General features: G+C 47.4%; 5 protein-coding genes, 2 tRNA genes and 6 rRNA genes. 2 read left to right on the top strand and 11 right to left on the bottom strand.

Translation table 11 applies throughout. The features are described from left to right. Positions 1-15 precede the first annotated feature (15 nt). Together fis and ACLIIY_RS16570 are read left to right on the top strand one after the other, a co-directional pair. On the top strand, positions 16-312 hold the full coding sequence (fis, locus tag ACLIIY_RS16575) for a DNA-binding transcriptional regulator Fis (RefSeq protein WP_000462885.1): 297 nt from the start codon (positions 16-18) through the stop codon (positions 310-312). A gap of 224 nt (positions 313-536) precedes the next feature. After that, positions 537-1,526: a sensor domain-containing diguanylate cyclase gene (locus ACLIIY_RS16570; RefSeq protein ID WP_180824411.1), complete on the top strand. Its 990-nt coding sequence runs from the start codon at positions 537-539 to the stop codon at positions 1,524-1,526. Positions 1,527-1,857: 331 nt separating this feature from the next. On the opposite strand, the gene rrf (ACLIIY_RS16565) is transcribed toward ACLIIY_RS16570, so the two are convergent. The 11 genes from rrf (ACLIIY_RS16565) to cadC all read right to left on the bottom strand — a co-directional run bounded on the left by rrf (ACLIIY_RS16565) (position 1,858) and on the right by cadC (position 19,150). Further along, positions 1,858-1,974 (bottom strand): 5S ribosomal RNA (gene rrf / locus ACLIIY_RS16565). 92 nt (positions 1,975-2,066) lie between these two features. Further along, a 23S ribosomal RNA gene (locus tag ACLIIY_RS16560) occupies positions 2,067-4,956 on the bottom strand. A gap of 304 nt (positions 4,957-5,260) precedes the next feature. Then, positions 5,261-5,336, bottom strand: a tRNA-Ala gene (locus ACLIIY_RS16555). Between the two features lie 39 nt (positions 5,337-5,375). Continuing rightward, a tRNA-Ile gene (locus ACLIIY_RS16550) sits at positions 5,376-5,452 on the bottom strand. Between the two features lie 67 nt (positions 5,453-5,519). Continuing rightward, positions 5,520-7,072, bottom strand: a 16S ribosomal RNA gene (locus tag ACLIIY_RS16545). 316 nt (positions 7,073-7,388) lie between these two features. Beyond that, a 5S ribosomal RNA gene (gene rrf / locus ACLIIY_RS16540) occupies positions 7,389-7,505 on the bottom strand. Positions 7,506-7,594: 89 nt separating this feature from the next. After that, positions 7,595-10,485: ribosomal RNA gene (locus ACLIIY_RS16535) — 23S ribosomal RNA — on the bottom strand. 307 nt (positions 10,486-10,792) lie between these two features. Further along, positions 10,793-12,345 (bottom strand): 16S ribosomal RNA (locus ACLIIY_RS16530). Together the 16S, 23S and 5S rRNA genes with 2 tRNA genes alongside form the textbook arrangement of a ribosomal RNA operon. Positions 12,346-13,180: 835 nt before the next feature. Beyond that, entirely contained in the window at positions 13,181-15,316 is a 2,136-nt protein-coding gene (locus ACLIIY_RS16525) for a lysine decarboxylase CadA (RefSeq protein WP_434527918.1), read from the bottom strand. Between the two features lie 117 nt (positions 15,317-15,433). Further along, complete coding sequence (cadB, locus tag ACLIIY_RS16520; protein WP_005434864.1) at positions 15,434-16,777, bottom strand: cadaverine/lysine antiporter; 1,344 nt, start codon at positions 16,775-16,777, stop codon at positions 15,434-15,436. 801 nt (positions 16,778-17,578) lie between these two features. After that, positions 17,579-19,150 (bottom strand): lysine decarboxylation/transport transcriptional activator CadC, encoded by a 1,572-nt coding sequence (gene cadC, locus ACLIIY_RS16515; RefSeq protein WP_038896212.1) that lies wholly within the window; start codon positions 19,148-19,150, stop codon positions 17,579-17,581. Positions 19,151-19,315: the final 165 nt, after the last annotated feature.

Below are 19,315 nucleotides of genomic sequence, written 5' to 3'. Positions count from 1 at the left end.
AGAGCTAGACCGAATATGTTCGAACAAAATCTGACTTCAGAAGCATTAACAGTAACTACAGTAACGTCACAAGACCAGATTACTCAGAAGCCTTTACGTGACTCTGTTAAAGCGTCTCTTAAAAACTACCTAGCTCAACTAAACGGCCAGGAAGTAACTGAACTATACGAATTAGTTCTAGCTGAAGTTGAACAGCCACTATTAGATACCATCATGCAGTACACTCGCGGTAACCAAACTCGCGCAGCAACTATGATGGGCATCAACCGCGGTACTCTTCGCAAAAAACTTAAAAAGTACGGCATGAACTAATATCAGTTCATACAGTAATTTTGTAAAAAAGGCTTAGTCAGCAATGGCTAAGCCTTTTTTATTAGCTGCAAGCTCCCGACACTTCAACTCTTCCAAACGCTTCTCCATCACCTTTGTACAAACATTAGTCAAGTCTGATACTTTGAACTGTGATCAGTATTGATTGTGAACTCAATACAAACAGATATAATCAATGACTTACATTGGATAAAGGAACTAACCTCATGATTTACAAAGAAAGGGACGATTGGCTTCATGCCATTTTGAATACCCTCCCTGATCATGTCTTTATCCTCAACGAACAAGGCCGCTATATCGAAAGTTTCGGTGGTACTTACCATTCAAAACACTTCAATGCACAAAGCTATACCAACCTCACGTTAAACGATGTTTTATCGCCGAGCAAAGCCGCTGAGTTGATCGGTTATATTAACGATGTGCTTCGCTCTAACGAGCCTAAGGTCGTCAAATACAGTATCGCCCTACAAGACCACCTTTTAATGCCAATAGAAGAACTAGAAGCATTAGAGAACCCGGAAGAAACGTGGTTTGAAGCAATCATCAAACCCGTAGAAAGCTTCCAAGGTGGTGAAAACTTGGTAATTTGGTCCGTGCGTGATGTCACCAAAACACATCTGCTAGAAAGGCGTCTCAAAGAGCTCTCAGAGACAGATGAATTAACAGGTGTCTTGAATCGCCGAGCATTCCTAACAAGCCTAGATAGGTCTCTGAGCGCGCATTCGCATCCATCTCAAACTCTAACTTGCGTCATGATTGATATTGATCACTTCAAAGAGATCAACGATCAGGTTGGGCACTTCTCCGGCGATCAAGTGATCAATCATGTGGCCAAGATTTGCCAACGTGCAATCCGTGGAACTGACTTTATTGGTCGTTTAGGAGGGGAAGAATTTGCCGTAATCCTAGCCAATACCAGCGCAATACAAGCCTACGAGGTAGCAGAAAGGATCAGACAAGCGATCCAAAACGCGCCATGCAAAGTAGATGGTATCGAAATCAGTACAACGGTTAGCATTGGTGTCGCGGAGTATGACGGGCAAGTATTGAGCGCAAAAGAGTTGATGGTTAACGCAGATAAAGCCATGTATTACTCAAAACACTCCGGACGTAATCAAGTCACTCTGTATCATGGCAATATTCCTGACGTCAAACTGCAGCACTCTACCAACTTAAGAATCCAAAAGGTTTCTTAACCCCTTTGCTTTATCATCCATACTATCCACGTCCCACGTCTCCCTTAAAACGCTCACACTCAGCGCTTATGCCTAAATCTAGTATGAGGCTAGGCGTGCCCAATATGTTTTAACAACGAGCTTAAGGCTGTTCTAGAGGCGTGAGAGGCGGTGACATTGTGAGAGACTAGGTAGTGCGTTAGCACTATCTCATGATCAATTTAGTAAACAGGAAAGATATACAGGTTTTAGAAAATGCTGTGTCTTTATAGGAGAGTTCTTGATAATCAAATTTACTTTGCCCCAAATGCAAAAAAGCCCACTCTTTCGAGTGGGCTTCTTCAAATTTAAAGCCTGGCGATGTCCTACTCTCACATGGGGAAACCCCACACTACCATCGGCGCTAATTCGTTTCACTTCTGAGTTCGGAATGGAAATCAGGTGGGTCCAAATCGCTATGGTCGCCAAGCAAATTCTTTAATTCGGAAAACTGATGTTAAGTTCTATTTATACACATTCAATGTTCTTACATTGAGTCCATCAAAACCCCTTGGGTGTTGTATGGTTAAGCCTCACGGGCAATTAGTACAGGTTAGCTCAACGCCTCACAACGCTTACACACCCTGCCTATCAACGTTCTAGTCTCGAACAACCCTTTAGGATACTTAAAGTATCAGGGAAGACTCATCTCAGGGCTCGCTTCCCGCTTAGATGCTTTCAGCGGTTATCGATTCCGAACTTAGCTACCGGGCAATGCGTCTGGCGACACAACCCGAACACCAGAGGTTCGTCCACTCCGGTCCTCTCGTACTAGGAGCAGCCCCCTTCAATCTTCCAACGCCCACGGCAGATAGGGACCGAACTGTCTCACGACGTTCTAAACCCAGCTCGCGTACCACTTTAAATGGCGAACAGCCATACCCTTGGGACCGACTTCAGCCCCAGGATGTGATGAGCCGACATCGAGGTGCCAAACACCGCCGTCGATATGAACTCTTGGGCGGTATCAGCCTGTTATCCCCGGAGTACCTTTTATCCGTTGAGCGATGGCCCTTCCATTCAGAACCACCGGATCACTATGACCTGCTTTCGCACCTGCTCGAATTGTCATTCTCGCAGTTAAGCGGGCTTATGCCATTGCACTAACCTCACGATGTCCAACCGTGATTAGCCCACCTTCGTGCTCCTCCGTTACTCTTTGGGAGGAGACCGCCCCAGTCAAACTACCCACCAGGCACTGTCCGCAACCCCGATTAGGGGTCGACGTTAGAACATCAACACTACAAGGGTGGTATTTCAAGGACGGCTCCACAAATACTGGCGTACTTGCTTCAAAGCCTCCCACCTATCCTACACATGTAGGGTCAATGTTCAGTGCCAAGCTGTAGTAAAGGTTCACGGGGTCTTTCCGTCTAGCCGCGGGTACACTGCATCTTCACAGCGATTTCAATTTCACTGAGTCTCGGGTGGAGACAGCGTGGCCATCATTACGCCATTCGTGCAGGTCGGAACTTACCCGACAAGGAATTTCGCTACCTTAGGACCGTTATAGTTACGGCCGCCGTTTACCGGGGCTTCGATCAAGAGCTTCGACCGAAGTCTAACCCCATCAATTAACCTTCCGGCACCGGGCAGGCGTCACACCGTATACGTCATCTTACGATTTTGCACAGTGCTGTGTTTTTAATAAACAGTTGCAGCCACCTGGTATCTGCGACTCTCGTCAGCTCCATCCGCAAGGGACTTCACCATCAAGAGCGTACCTTCTCCCGAAGTTACGGTACCATTTTGCCTAGTTCCTTCACCCGAGTTCTCTCAAGCGCCTTGGTATTCTCTACCCGACCACCTGTGTCGGTTTGGGGTACGATTCCTTACAATCTGAAGCTTAGAGGCTTTTCCTGGAAGCATGGCATCAATGACTTCACTACCGTAGTAGCTCGACGTCGTGTCTCAGCCTTAAGAAGAGCCGGATTTACCTAACTCTTCAGCCTACGCACTTGAACCTGGACAACCGTCGCCAGGCCCACCTAGCCTTCTCCGTCCCCCCATCGCAATTGTAAGAAGTACGGGAATATTAACCCGTTTCCCATCGACTACGCCTTTCGGCCTCGCCTTAGGGGTCGACTTACCCTGCCCCGATTAACGTTGGACAGGAACCCTTGGTCTTCCGGCGAGGAGGTTTTTCACCCCCTTTATCGTTACTCATGTCAGCATTCGCACTTCTGATACGTCCAGCATGCGTTACCACACACCTTCAACCGCTTACAGAACGCTCCCCTACCCAATGCACAAAGTGCATTGCCGCAGCTTCGGTTTACTACTTAGCCCCGTTACATCTTCCGCGCAGGCCGACTCGACCAGTGAGCTATTACGCTTTCTTTAAATGATGGCTGCTTCTAAGCCAACATCCTGGCTGTCTGAGCCTTCCCACATCGTTTCCCACTTAGTAGTAATTTGGGACCTTAGCTGGCGGTCTGGGTTGTTTCCCTCTCCACGACGGACGTTAGCACCCGCCGTGTGTCTCCCGGATAGTACTTACTGGTATTCGGAGTTTGCAAAGGGTTGGTAAGTCGGGATGACCCCCTAGCCTTAACAGTGCTCTACCCCCAGTAGTATTCGTCCGAGGCGCTACCTAAATAGCTTTCGGGGAGAACCAGCTATCTCCAGGTTTGATTGGCCTTTCACCCCTAGCCACAAGTCATCCGCTAATTTTTCAACATTAGTCGGTTCGGTCCTCCAATTGATGTTACTCAATCTTCAACCTGCCCATGGCTAGATCACCTGGTTTCGGGTCTATATCCAGCGACTGAGTCGCGCAGTTAACACTCGCTTTCGCTACGGCTCCCCTAGATGGTTAACCTTGCCACTGAATATAAGTCGCTGACCCATTATACAAAAGGTACGCAGTCACACCACGAAGGTGCTCCTACTGCTTGTACGTACACGGTTTCAGGTTCTATTTCACTCCCCTCACAGGGGTTCTTTTCGCCTTTCCCTCACGGTACTGGTTCACTATCGGTCAGTCAGTAGTATTTAGCCTTGGAGGATGGTCCCCCCATATTCAGACAGGATATCACGTGTCCCGCCCTACTCGATTTCACTTTATATGCGTTGCCGGTTACGGGGCTATCACCCTGTATCGCACAACTTTCCAGAAGTTTCACCTGACGCATAAAAAGCTTAAGGGCTAGTCCAATTTCGCTCGCCGCTACTTTCGGAATCTCGGTTGATTTCTTTTCCTCGGGGTACTTAGATGTTTCAGTTCCCCCGGTTCGCCTCGCTGCGCTATGTATTCACGCAGCGATACTTGCTTATGCAAGTGGGTTTCCCCATTCGGAAATCCCAGACTCAAATGGTTTTTACTACCTAATCTGGGCTTATCGCAAGTTAATACGTCCTTCATCGCCTCTGACTGCCAAGGCATCCACCGTGTACGCTTAGTCACTTAACCATACAACCCGAAGGAGTTTCGAGTTGATGTTCAAATCACCAAAGTTGTCTCTCATTATTTGAATGAGCGAGAGACATTTCGATTTTGCCGGACTCAATTTCGAATAATCACTGTAAAAGTGATATTCCCAAGAACACTTGAATGTGTTTTTTGGTGTTTGTCATAAAGACAAACATTGAGAACTTTACAAACAATCTCCTATCTATTTAAAGACAAGGATTGTTTTGTCAGCTTTCCAAATTGTTAAAGAGCTAGATTTCTTAATGAAACCATTTTTAAACACACTCGTAAGAATGCTTAAAGATGGTGGAGCTATGCGGGATCGAACCGCAGACCTCCTGCGTGCAAGGCAGGCGCTCTCCCAGCTGAGCTATAGCCCCATCAAGGTGTCGATACTGCATACCAATTTCAAAAGAAATTGGTGGGTCTGAGTGGACTCGAACCACCGACCTCTCGCTTATCAGGCGAACGCTCTAACCACCTGAGCTACAGACCCAGTATCGTCTCTTTTACTTATAAACCGTATCAATCTGTGTGGACACTCATCGTGAATAATCATCGTTTAAGGAGGTGATCCAGCGCCAGGTTCCCCTAGCGCTACCTTGTTACGACTTCACCCCAGTCATGAACCACAAAGTGGTAAGCGTCCTCCCGAAGGTTAAACTACCTACTTCTTTTGCAGCCCACTCCCATGGTGTGACGGGCGGTGTGTACAAGGCCCGGGAACGTATTCACCGTGGCATTCTGATCCACGATTACTAGCGATTCCGACTTCATGGAGTCGAGTTGCAGACTCCAATCCGGACTACGACGCACTTTTTGGGATTCGCTCACTATCGCTAGCTTGCTGCCCTCTGTATGCGCCATTGTAGCACGTGTGTAGCCCTACTCGTAAGGGCCATGATGACTTGACGTCGTCCCCACCTTCCTCCGGTTTATCACCGGCAGTCTCCCTGGAGTTCCCGACATTACTCGCTGGCAAACAAGGATAAGGGTTGCGCTCGTTGCGGGACTTAACCCAACATTTCACAACACGAGCTGACGACAGCCATGCAGCACCTGTCTCAGAGTTCCCGAAGGCACCAATCCATCTCTGGAAAGTTCTCTGGATGTCAAGAGTAGGTAAGGTTCTTCGCGTTGCATCGAATTAAACCACATGCTCCACCGCTTGTGCGGGCCCCCGTCAATTCATTTGAGTTTTAATCTTGCGACCGTACTCCCCAGGCGGTCTACTTAACGCGTTAGCTCCGAAAGCCACGGCTCAAGGCCACAACCTCCAAGTAGACATCGTTTACGGCGTGGACTACCAGGGTATCTAATCCTGTTTGCTCCCCACGCTTTCGCATCTGAGTGTCAGTATCTGTCCAGGGGGCCGCCTTCGCCACCGGTATTCCTTCAGATCTCTACGCATTTCACCGCTACACCTGAAATTCTACCCCCCTCTACAGTACTCTAGTCTGCCAGTTTCAAATGCTATTCCGAGGTTGAGCCCCGGGCTTTCACATCTGACTTAACAAACCACCTGCATGCGCTTTACGCCCAGTAATTCCGATTAACGCTCGCACCCTCCGTATTACCGCGGCTGCTGGCACGGAGTTAGCCGGTGCTTCTTCTGTCGCTAACGTCAAATAATGCAGCTATTAACTACACCACCTTCCTCACGACTGAAAGTGCTTTACAACCCGAAGGCCTTCTTCACACACGCGGCATGGCTGCATCAGGCTTGCGCCCATTGTGCAATATTCCCCACTGCTGCCTCCCGTAGGAGTCTGGACCGTGTCTCAGTTCCAGTGTGGCTGATCATCCTCTCAGACCAGCTAGGGATCGTCGCCTTGGTGAGCCATTACCTCACCAACTAGCTAATCCCACCTAGGCATATCCTGACGCGAGAGGCCCGAAGGTCCCCCTCTTTGGCCCGTAGGCATTATGCGGTATTAGCCATCGTTTCCAATGGTTATCCCCCACATCAGGGCAATTTCCTAGGCATTACTCACCCGTCCGCCGCTCGACGCCGTTATCGTTCCCCGAAGGTTCAGATAACTCGTTTCCGCTCGACTTGCATGTGTTAGGCCTGCCGCCAGCGTTCAATCTGAGCCATGATCAAACTCTTCAATTTAAGATTTTGTTCGGCTCAATGAATACTGAACATTACATAAGTAATGTTTGAATTGACTGTGCTGAATCTTTCGATTCAATGGTCACTTCGTTTCATTGAAACCTAATTTGATACCGAGGTATCTAATTGGATTATCATCAACGAGTGCCCACACAGATTGATAGGTCTATATTGTTAAAGAGCTTGGCTTTCAGTGCCTTAGCACTTAAGCGAGGTGCGTATAATACGCTTTCCACTTTGAAAGTCAACATAAAACTCTAAAATAATTTAGAACTTTATGGTGACTTGCTTATTAAATAAGCAAGTGCGAAATAAAGCCTGGCGATGTCCTACTCTCACATGGGGAAGCCCCACACTACCATCGGCGCTAATTCGTTTCACTTCTGAGTTCGGAATGGAAATCAGGTGGGTCCAAATCGCTATGGTCGCCAAGCAAATTCTTTAATCTGGAAAGCTGTTTTTCGTTCTATTTACACATTCAATGTTCTTGCATTGAGTCCATCAAAACCCCTTGGGTGTTGTATGGTTAAGCCTCACGGGCAATTAGTACAGGTTAGCTCAACGCCTCACAACGCTTACACACCCTGCCTATCAACGTTCTAGTCTCGAACAACCCTTTAGGATACTTAAAGTATCAGGGAAGACTCATCTCAGGGCTCGCTTCCCGCTTAGATGCTTTCAGCGGTTATCGATTCCGAACTTAGCTACCGGGCAATGCGTCTGGCGACACAACCCGAACACCAGAGGTTCGTCCACTCCGGTCCTCTCGTACTAGGAGCAGCCCCCTTCAATCTTCCAACGCCCACGGCAGATAGGGACCGAACTGTCTCACGACGTTCTAAACCCAGCTCGCGTACCACTTTAAATGGCGAACAGCCATACCCTTGGGACCGACTTCAGCCCCAGGATGTGATGAGCCGACATCGAGGTGCCAAACACCGCCGTCGATATGAACTCTTGGGCGGTATCAGCCTGTTATCCCCGGAGTACCTTTTATCCGTTGAGCGATGGCCCTTCCATTCAGAACCACCGGATCACTATGACCTGCTTTCGCACCTGCTCGAATTGTCATTCTCGCAGTCAAGCGGGCTTATGCCATTGCACTAACCTCACGATGTCCAACCGTGATTAGCCCACCTTCGTGCTCCTCCGTTACTCTTTGGGAGGAGACCGCCCCAGTCAAACTACCCACCAGGCACTGTCCGCAACCCCGATTAGGGGTCGACGTTAGAACATCAACACTACAAGGGTGGTATTTCAAGGACGGCTCCACAAATACTGGCGTACTTGCTTCAAAGCCTCCCACCTATCCTACACATGTAGGGTCAATGTTCAGTGCCAAGCTGTAGTAAAGGTTCACGGGGTCTTTCCGTCTAGCCGCGGGTACACTGCATCTTCACAGCGATTTCAATTTCACTGAGTCTCGGGTGGAGACAGCGTGGCCATCATTACGCCATTCGTGCAGGTCGGAACTTACCCGACAAGGAATTTCGCTACCTTAGGACCGTTATAGTTACGGCCGCCGTTTACCGGGGCTTCGATCAAGAGCTTCGACCGAAGTCTAACCCCATCAATTAACCTTCCGGCACCGGGCAGGCGTCACACCGTATACGTCATCTTACGATTTTGCACAGTGCTGTGTTTTTAATAAACAGTTGCAGCCACCTGGTATCTGCGACTCTCGTCAGCTCCATCCGCAAGGGATTTCACCATCAAGAGCGTACCTTCTCCCGAAGTTACGGTACCATTTTGCCTAGTTCCTTCACCCGAGTTCTCTCAAGCGCCTTGGTATTCTCTACCCGACCACCTGTGTCGGTTTGGGGTACGATTCCTTACAATCTGAAGCTTAGAGGCTTTTCCTGGAAGCATGGCATCAATGACTTCACTACCGTAGTAGCTCGACGTCGTGTCTCAGCCTTAAGAAGAGCCGGATTTACCTAACTCCTCAGCCTACGCACTTGAACCTGGACAACCGTCGCCAGGCCCACCTAGCCTTCTCCGTCCCCCCATCGCAATTGTAAGAAGTACGGGAATATTAACCCGTTTCCCATCGACTACGCCTTTCGGCCTCGCCTTAGGGGTCGACTTACCCTGCCCCGATTAACGTTGGACAGGAACCCTTGGTCTTCCGGCGAGGAGGTTTTTCACCCCCTTTATCGTTACTCATGTCAGCATTCGCACTTCTGATACGTCCAGCATGCGTTACCACACACCTTCAACCGCTTACAGAACGCTCCCCTACCCAATGCACTAAAGTGCATTGCCGCAGCTTCGGTTTACTACTTAGCCCCGTTACATCTTCCGCGCAGGCCGACTCGACCAGTGAGCTATTACGCTTTCTTTAAATGATGGCTGCTTCTAAGCCAACATCCTGGCTGTCTGAGCCTTCCCACATCGTTTCCCACTTAGTAGTAATTTGGGACCTTAGCTGGCGGTCTGGGTTGTTTCCCTCTCCACGACGGACGTTAGCACCCGCCGTGTGTCTCCCGGATAGTACTTACTGGTATTCGGAGTTTGCAAAGGGTTGGTAAGTCGGGATGACCCCCTAGCCTTAACAGTGCTCTACCCCCAGTAGTATTCGTCCGAGGCGCTACCTAAATAGCTTTCGGGGAGAACCAGCTATCTCCAGGTTTGATTGGCCTTTCACCCCTAGCCACAAGTCATCCGCTAATTTTTCAACATTAGTCGGTTCGGTCCTCCAATTGATGTTACTCAATCTTCAACCTGCCCATGGCTAGATCACCTGGTTTCGGGTCTATATCCAGCGACTGAGTCGCGCAGTTAACACTCGCTTTCGCTACGGCTCCCCTAGATGGTTAACCTTGCCACTGAATATAAGTCGCTGACCCATTATACAAAAGGTACGCAGTCACACCACGAAGGTGCTCCTACTGCTTGTACGTACACGGTTTCAGGTTCTATTTCACTCCCCTCACAGGGGTTCTTTTCGCCTTTCCCTCACGGTACTGGTTCACTATCGGTCAGTCAGTAGTATTTAGCCTTGGAGGATGGTCCCCCCATATTCAGACAGGATATCACGTGTCCCGCCCTACTCGATTTCACTTTATATGCGTTGCCGGTTACGGGGCTATCACCCTGTATCGCACAACTTTCCAGAAGTTTCACCTGACGCATAAAAAGCTTAAGGGCTAGTCCAATTTCGCTCGCCGCTACTTTCGGAATCTCGGTTGATTTCTTTTCCTCGGGGTACTTAGATGTTTCAGTTCCCCCGGTTCGCCTCGCTGCGCTATGTATTCACGCAGCGATACTTACTTATGTAAGTGGGTTTCCCCATTCGGAAATCCCAGACTCAAATGGTTTTTACTACCTAATCTGGGCTTATCGCAAGTTAATACGTCCTTCATCGCCTCTGACTGCCAAGGCATCCACCGTGTACGCTTAGTCACTTAACCATACAACCCGAAGGAGTTTCGAGTTGATGTTCAAATCACCAAAGTTGTCTCTCATTATTTGAATGAGCGAGAGACATTTCGATTTTGCCGGACTCAATTTCGAATAATCACTGTAAAAGTGATATTCCCAAGAACACTTGAATGTGTTTTTTGGTGTTTGTCATAAAGACAAACATTGAGAACTTTACAATCAACAATAAATTGTTGATTTGTCAGCTTTCCAAATTGTTAAAGAGCTATGTTAGCTACAAGCTTTCGCTTGTGAACTATCAATCTGTGTGGACACTCATCGTGAGTAATCATCGTTTAAGGAGGTGATCCAGCGCCAGGTTCCCCTAGCGCTACCTTGTTACGACTTCACCCCAGTCATGAACCACAAAGTGGTAAGCGTCCTCCCGAAGGTTAAACTACCTACTTCTTTTGCAGCCCACTCCCATGGTGTGACGGGCGGTGTGTACAAGGCCCGGGAACGTATTCACCGTGGCATTCTGATCCACGATTACTAGCGATTCCGACTTCATGGAGTCGAGTTGCAGACTCCAATCCGGACTACGACGCACTTTTTGGGATTCGCTCACTATCGCTAGCTTGCTGCCCTCTGTATGCGCCATTGTAGCACGTGTGTAGCCCTACTCGTAAGGGCCATGATGACTTGACGTCGTCCCCACCTTCCTCCGGTTTATCACCGGCAGTCTCCCTGGAGTTCCCGACATTACTCGCTGGCAAACAAGGATAAGGGTTGCGCTCGTTGCGGGACTTAACCCAACATTTCACAACACGAGCTGACGACAGCCATGCAGCACCTGTCTCAGAGTTCCCGAAGGCACCAATCCATCTCTGGAAAGTTCTCTGGATGTCAAGAGTAGGTAAGGTTCTTCGCGTTGCATCGAATTAAACCACATGCTCCACCGCTTGTGCGGGCCCCCGTCAATTCATTTGAGTTTTAATCTTGCGACCGTACTCCCCAGGCGGTCTACTTAACGCGTTAGCTCCGAAAGCCACGGCTCAAGGCCACAACCTCCAAGTAGACATCGTTTACGGCGTGGACTACCAGGGTATCTAATCCTGTTTGCTCCCCACGCTTTCGCATCTGAGTGTCAGTATCTGTCCAGGGGGCCGCCTTCGCCACCGGTATTCCTTCAGATCTCTACGCATTTCACCGCTACACCTGAAATTCTACCCCCCTCTACAGTACTCTAGTCTGCCAGTTTCAAATGCTATTCCGAGGTTGAGCCCCGGGCTTTCACATCTGACTTAACAAACCACCTGCATGCGCTTTACGCCCAGTAATTCCGATTAACGCTCGCACCCTCCGTATTACCGCGGCTGCTGGCACGGAGTTAGCCGGTGCTTCTTCTGTCGCTAACGTCAAATAATGCAGCTATTAACTACACCACCTTCCTCACGACTGAAAGTGCTTTACAACCCGAAGGCCTTCTTCACACACGCGGCATGGCTGCATCAGGCTTGCGCCCATTGTGCAATATTCCCCACTGCTGCCTCCCGTAGGAGTCTGGACCGTGTCTCAGTTCCAGTGTGGCTGATCATCCTCTCAGACCAGCTAGGGATCGTCGCCTTGGTGAGCCATTACCTCACCAACTAGCTAATCCCACCTAGGCATATCCTGACGCGAGAGGCCCGAAGGTCCCCCTCTTTGGCCCGTAGGCATTATGCGGTATTAGCCATCGTTTCCAATGGTTATCCCCCACATCAGGGCAATTTCCTAGGCATTACTCACCCGTCCGCCGCTCGACGCCGTTATCGTCCCCCGAAGGTTCAGACAACTCGTTTCCGCTCGACTTGCATGTGTTAGGCCTGCCGCCAGCGTTCAATCTGAGCCATGATCAAACTCTTCAATTTAAGATTTTGTTCGGCTCAATGAATACTGAACATTACATAAGTAATGTTTGAATTGACTGTGCTGAGTCTTTCGACTCAATGGTCACTTCGTTTCATTGAAACCTAATTTGATACCGCTTTCCGTTAAGAAAGAAATATCTAATTGGATTATCATCAACGAGTGCCCACACAGATTGATAGGTTCTTATTTTTAAAGAGCTTTCCTAACATTTTCAGCAACTTAGTTGCTCGTCGTTAGGGGTGCGTATCTTACTTCACACCGTGAGAGAGTCAAGCATTTTTTCAAATTCTTTTTTCTCTCTTCCCGACTCGCTGTGTGACTTTCGTCTCACTCCGTGTCGGTGGATGCGCAGTATAGGGGGTTGAGAAATTAGCACAAGCGTTTTTTGCAAAAAAACTTTCAACCGCACAAATAACGAGCATTCTGCATAGATACTCAACGATCTTGTCTAATATTTCGGGTTGTAGAGGATCTTTTCATGATGAAACACCTGACTTCTGCATTAAAAGGTCGCCGATTTCTTTGTGATTTTGATTGCTGATCTTATCTCTCTTGGTTCTTTTTTCTCTTTCTATCGATATAAAGACGAAAAAAAAGAGCAGAACGATGACGAACTGCTCTTTTGGTCTTTGCTTTTTATTTGGGGTACTTCAGGTGAAGCCTTGGAAAAGTGTTTCTTCTATATATAGAAGAAAAGATCAGAGCATCCTTGCCCTTCTCTTTACGACAGATTAGTTAGGGGTATATCTAAATGTCGTTATTGTTCGATGACGCATTGAGCTCGTAAGAGTGGAGCATGCTTGCATTCCCAATGACGCCATCTTCGAGAGGAACTTAGTTCTTCAATACTTTTACGGTGTAGCTACCATCTTTTTGTTGGTATAGACCGTGGATGTCGGTTTCGAAACCTGGGTAATGCGCACCGATCTCACAAAGCATCTCTAGGAAGTCCAGCACAGGGCGAGACTCTTGAGTCACCATTTCACCAGGAAGTACTAATGGCACACCTGGAGGGTAAGGAAGGATCATGTTCGCACTTACGCGGCCAACCATTTCTTCCAGTTTGATTTCTTCTACGTTACCGCGAAGCTCTTCTTGCCATGCTGCGTGTGGTGTTACTTTCATTTCTGGAAGTACATCGAACGCTTTGTACATTAGCTCTGGTAGGTTGTATTTCTTAGTTAGGTCATGAATTGCTTGTGCCAGTTCTTGAACGCGCATGCCTTCATAAAAGCTTGGGTCTTCGTTGTATAGCGAAGGTAGGAAGCTCTTGATGGTTAGGTTCAAGTCGTAGCCACGTTTAAATTCAGTTAGGCCGCGTAGCAATTGCATTGCTTTTGATTTGTCGATACCGATTGAGAATAGGAACAACAAGTTGTATGGACCTGTTTTCTCTACCACGATGCCGCGCTCGTCTAGGAATTTAGCCACCAGCGAAGCAGGAATACCTGATTCTTCTAGTTCGCCTTCTTTATTCATCCCCGGAGTCAGTAGCGTTACTTTGATTGGGTCAAGATACATGTGGTTGTCATCCATGTTCTTGAAGCCGTGCCATGTATCGCTAGGGTCTAGTTTCCAACATTCTGTGGTATCGATGTTTTCTGGTTGCCATACATCGAAGAACCAGCTGTCGCTTTCTGCTTCTAGACGTTTGATCTCTTTACGGAAGCGGATTGCGCGATCGATAGAGTCTTGCATCAACTTCTTACCAGTGTTGCCGCGCATCATTGCCGCTGCAGTTTCAGTAGAAGCAACAATGCCGTACTGAGGTGAAGTTGAAGTGTGCATCATGAATGCTTCGTTGAAAGATTCTTTATCAAAGTCGCCTTTCACGTGAATCATTGAAGCTTGTGAGAACGCTGCCAACAGTTTGTGTGTTGATTGTGTTTCGTAGAACACTTTGCCTGGCATCGGTTCACCACTCATACCACATTTACCTTCGTAAATTGGGTTGAAGTTAGTGTAAGGCACCCAAGCACTGTCGAAGTGGATGTGTTTACAATCTAGCGACTCTTTGATGAATTGTGTGTTGTACAACAGACCATCGTAAGTTGAGTTAGTCACTACTGCGTAAGTTGGTGCTGTTGCACCTGGTGTTTTCGCCACTTTCTCTGCAATGACATCGCGGCTGAATTCGCTTTGTGGAATACCACCAAGGATGCCGTATGCGTTACGAGTTGGGCGGAAGTAGATTGGTGTCACGTCGCTCATCATCATTAGGTGAGTCAGAGATTTGTGACAGTTACGGTCAATCAGTACTGTGCTGCCCGCTGGTGCTGAGTACATACCGACGATTTTGTTCGATGTAGACGTACCGTTAGTTACGATGTACGAGCTGTCTGCATTGAATGTACGTGCGATGTATTCTTCTGCATCTTTATGTGGACCTGAGTGGTCTAGTAGAGAACCTAGCTCAGGCATTGAGATTGATACGTCCGCTTTAAATGTGTTTGGACCGTAAAAATCGTAGAAGATGCTACCAGCAGGGCTTTTCTGGAATGCAGTACCGCCCATGTGACCTGGAGTACAGAAGGTGTATTTACCTTCTTCTACGTATTTGAATAGCGCTTTAGTGAATGGAGGCATAATGGCATCTTTGTATGCCTCAGTCGCTTGGTTGATTTTGATAGCGATGTCGTCAGCCATACCTAAAGCGTACTCGAAGAAGCTCACGTTTAGACGTAGGTCTGTTAGTGAAATGTCTAGAGTAGACTGTTCGTTAGCAAATGCGTGAACAGGCAGTTTTTCGTTGATTTGGCTGATACGTTCACATAGCTCTAGTGAGTATTTATCCCAGTCGAACAGCACACCGCAAATGCGTGGGTTCATCTCAATCATCTTGATCAAGTCTTTATCATCTACTGGGTAAACCACTTCGTAGCCCGCTTTCTCAAGAGCAGCGTGAAGTTGACGAACTGGCTCTTCTTTAAAGAACACACCCATGTGGTTCAAGATAGCGAATATATTCATTTGGACATCTCCAAGGCGAATGAGGGCGCTCTTTGCCATTTACAGGCAATGAGTAAGGTGAGCGCCGCGTGAATTTGGGTTTTAAGGGCTGGCACCTTAGTGCCAGCGTTTTGGGGATTAGTTGCTTGCTTGGGCAGGCATGTCGTCAGCGTGCATTTTCACGTACTGAGCAAGACCTGCTTTTTTGCTGTAGAACATCAAGATAACTAGAGACACGATGAAGGTTGCTGTTAGCGTACCGCCCTCTGCACCTGCTAGTGCGATGAAGCAGAACAGACAAGCCACACCAGAGAACAGCATTACGAAGCCGTTGCGTGTTGTCATACCTTCGAAGCGGATCAAGTTAATGCTTGAGTAGAAGTAAGGCAGCATTGTTAGTAGAACCGCGTCAGTTGTTAGCTGGTTGAATAGGTCTGATGCGTGTGCTGTTTTAGAGCTGAAGAACATCAGTACAACCATCAGTGCAGTCATCTTGATTGACGCAAGGATTAGACCTTTCTTAGGCACACCGTTTTTGTCGGTTTCGCCGTAGATTTTAGGGAAGTTGCCGTCGTTTGCTGCGCGTTTACCTGCTTCACCTACTAGCATCATCCAAGAACCTAGCGAAGTGAAACATGCTAGCGCTGTGAATGCTGATACGAATGGTGCTGTCCAGCTACCGAATAGCTCAGTGGTTGCTAGTGCAAATGGCGCACCTGATGCCGCAACTTCTGACGCTGGGAACATGCCGCTGATCATTTGAGTTGATAGGATGTAAATCACACCCGCGATACCAGTACCCAGCATAGTTGCTAGTGGTACGGTGCGTTTAGGGTTTTCTACCATACCAGTAGATACCGCTGCTGATTCCACACCTACGAATGACCATAGACAGATAAGAACCGCTGTTACTACCGCGTGGCTATCAGTGCCTGCTGATACGTTCCAGTTTTGGCTGTAAAGCGCAGTATCGAAGTGCGTCCAACCAAATGCAGCTGTACCAACAACTGGGATAAGGATAAGAACTAGACCAAGCGTACAGAGACGGCTTACCCAGCTACCACCAAGTAGGTTGACGAAAGTGAAGATCCATACCGATGCAATCGTCGCAATACCTGCTGGGATTGGGTTATTAAGCACAGGGAAGAATACTGAAAGGTAAGAAACACCTGTAATGGCAATAGCCAGGTTACCAATCCAGTTCGCGTGGTAATAAAGAACGCCCGTTTGGAAACCAAATACCGGAGACACTTCGCCAGCATAAGCGATTGGACCACCTTCTTGTGGGTTTTTGGTTGCCAGACGAGCGTAAACGAACGCCAGACTCAGTGCACCGACCAAACAGATCAGCCAACTGAAGATTGAAACAGAGCCTACAGAGGCAAGACTAGAAGGTAATAGTGCAATACCACTACCCATCATGTTACCGGCTACGACACCCGTACAGGCAATAAGGCCGATTTTTTTCGCATTCGATGACATAACATCTCCAAATCTATTCTACTCGAGTCAACATGACTCAAACTGAATGGTTATTAGCGAGATGCTATGAGGAAGAACCTGCTCGACCTCGCTAAATTTCGAAGTGAAGACTACGCCCAAAAACTGGGAAAAAAATAAACTTGGGGTTATCAATAAAACAATTAGCCCATCGGTATAAAGTTGAGATAAACCTGATAAACTAAAAAACATAAAGCCAGCATATACAGTAACTTAAGATAAAAAACTAAAGCATTCATGTCGAAAAGCTAAAAACATCAACCTCAACAAATTTTCCATCAACCTTATCAACCGCTATCAACATCAAGCTAATCCTATGCTGATTACCCAAACTGTTGATGCAGACTTTTCCTACCCTTATTGACCAATTGACTTACATCAAACTTCCCCTCCTCTTTTACTCAGCGATGCATAAGTACAAGCGTTATTAGACATAAACAACTGCATGTTTGTGATCGGTTTTAAATACGCAAGGCTAAGGCCGAAACCCAAAAGTTCGATATGAAGCGGCACTAAGACAGGAAGTAAGAAGTAAGAAGTAAGAAGTAAGAAGTAAGAAGTAAGAAGCAGAATGCCAAGGTGGTGAGAATAGAGAATAGAGAATAGAGAATAGAGAATAGAGAATAGAGAATAGAGAATAGAGAATGAAAAGCCCTCTCCTCTTCTATAGCAAGCATTATTAGTAGCAATAGAGGTAAGAAGCACACACAAGAGGCAGATACAAAAAAGCCCCTCACCGAAATGAAGGGCTAAAGATATCTTTACTTGTTAGATGGTGGCTGTTTACAGCATACGAACCACGGAAGGGTGTACTGCGCGATACATAGCGTAATCAATCGCCTTCATGTTACTTGGAAAAACCAAGTTCTCGCACAATAAGTAAGTTTCTACGGATGTATCAATATAGAAGGCTTCGCTGTAGGACTCACTTGCCCAATCCAAATCACCATCCAATTCAGCATGCTTACCTCGAATCACGTAAGACAATACCGAATCACGAACGTCTAATGCTTGATTCAAATGTCGCTTAGCTAAATCAATGTCACCAGTGATCGTCTCATGCAACGCTAATGCTTCATAAATACGTGGCTGAATAGGCCCAACCATCATCTTAGCGTTAGCTTCCAACTTATCACTTAACTGCTGAACCCTGCTCTTTCTTAGCTCCAATGCAGGATCGAGTGCTTTTTGCACATGGTAAGCAATGAGCAGCTCCGATTGAACATAAGCATTATCTGGTTCAATCTCGAGGATTTTCTCCATCAAGTCGATACCATGCTGGAATTGATTCGCATCCGATACGTTCAAGTAGTGGTTTGCTTCAACAAACAACTCCAATGCGTCTGGGTTCATTGGCATACCCGCCACCAGCACTTTGGACTTCAGTTTTGCATCTGGCACTTTCAACACTCGCATCAAATCCAAAGACGCTTGTTGCATCACGGACTTTAAGTGGCTGTTAGTTAATGCGTACTGACGGCTAAACAGCACTTTCTCTGAAGAGTTGTTGCGGTATTCCACTTCAAGGAAGCTGCCACCATCATTTTCTTTGACGCGCACGACCACTGATTTCCCCGGAACGATACCGGTGGTAAACGAAGCTTTCTTGAGCATCACACGATAGTCACTCACTTGAGCTACATCAGCCATCAACTTCTGCGCGAAGCCATCTGCTAAGTCATAACTTCGACCTTCTTTGCTGAAGTTATCTTGAAACTTGAACTCAATAAGGTGGGTATCAATGGCTTGCGTGATGCGCACTTCTGACTGCTTATAGGTAAACACCCCCATCACCACGACCAAAATACTGATCCAGATGAAGTTCATGAAACCCAATCGCCACGGGCTGATTTTGTTCGGTTTACGCGGCGCTTTTTTCTCTTTCGACATCTCGCAAACGGCGCGAGTTAAAGGCCCTGCAGGGAAGGCGATAGTTGGTGCTGGCGCTTCTGGCAGTTCTTCTTCTGTTTCTTCAACAACAGGAGGAAGGATTTCGGCATCGCAATGACGACTTGCAAGGAATTCCTCGTGTGTCATTGGGGTCACATTCGCCACCAGCTTGTAACCACGTTTAGGCACAGTGATCACGTAGCTGATGTTTTCTTCTCGACCATCTCGCAGAAGTTTACGCAGTTCGAAGATCGACTGTGTTACGACTTGATCCGTCACAATCGCACCAGCCCAAACATATTGGATCAGCTCTTCGCGATTGAACACTTCACTGGCGTGCTCAGCAAGAAAATGCAGTAGGTTTATTAAGCGTGGCTCAACGGTAACTTCCCTGTCTTGTCGATACAGCTTATTTTCATCAACGCTCAAAACCCAGTCATTGATTTGAAAATAGACTCCAACCATGTATGAAAACTCTCGTATCTGATAGACAGCGTCGCTTTAGGAATAGAGGGGACTACACATTCTTACAGTCGACTAAAGCCGAGATTATAGGTGGGAAAACGGCTTGAACCTAGAAAAGCAAGCCGCCAAAAATGCAAACTTAAATTAAATGACGCAAAAATGAGA

The sequence above is a fragment of the Vibrio sp. K4 genome (assembly GCF_051122595.1).
In the GTDB taxonomy this organism is placed as follows: Bacteria; Pseudomonadota; Gammaproteobacteria; order Enterobacterales; family Vibrionaceae; genus Vibrio; species Vibrio owensii.
The sequence above is the reverse complement of the archived record's forward strand: the minus strand, read 5'-3'. Positions and strand labels throughout refer to the sequence as shown.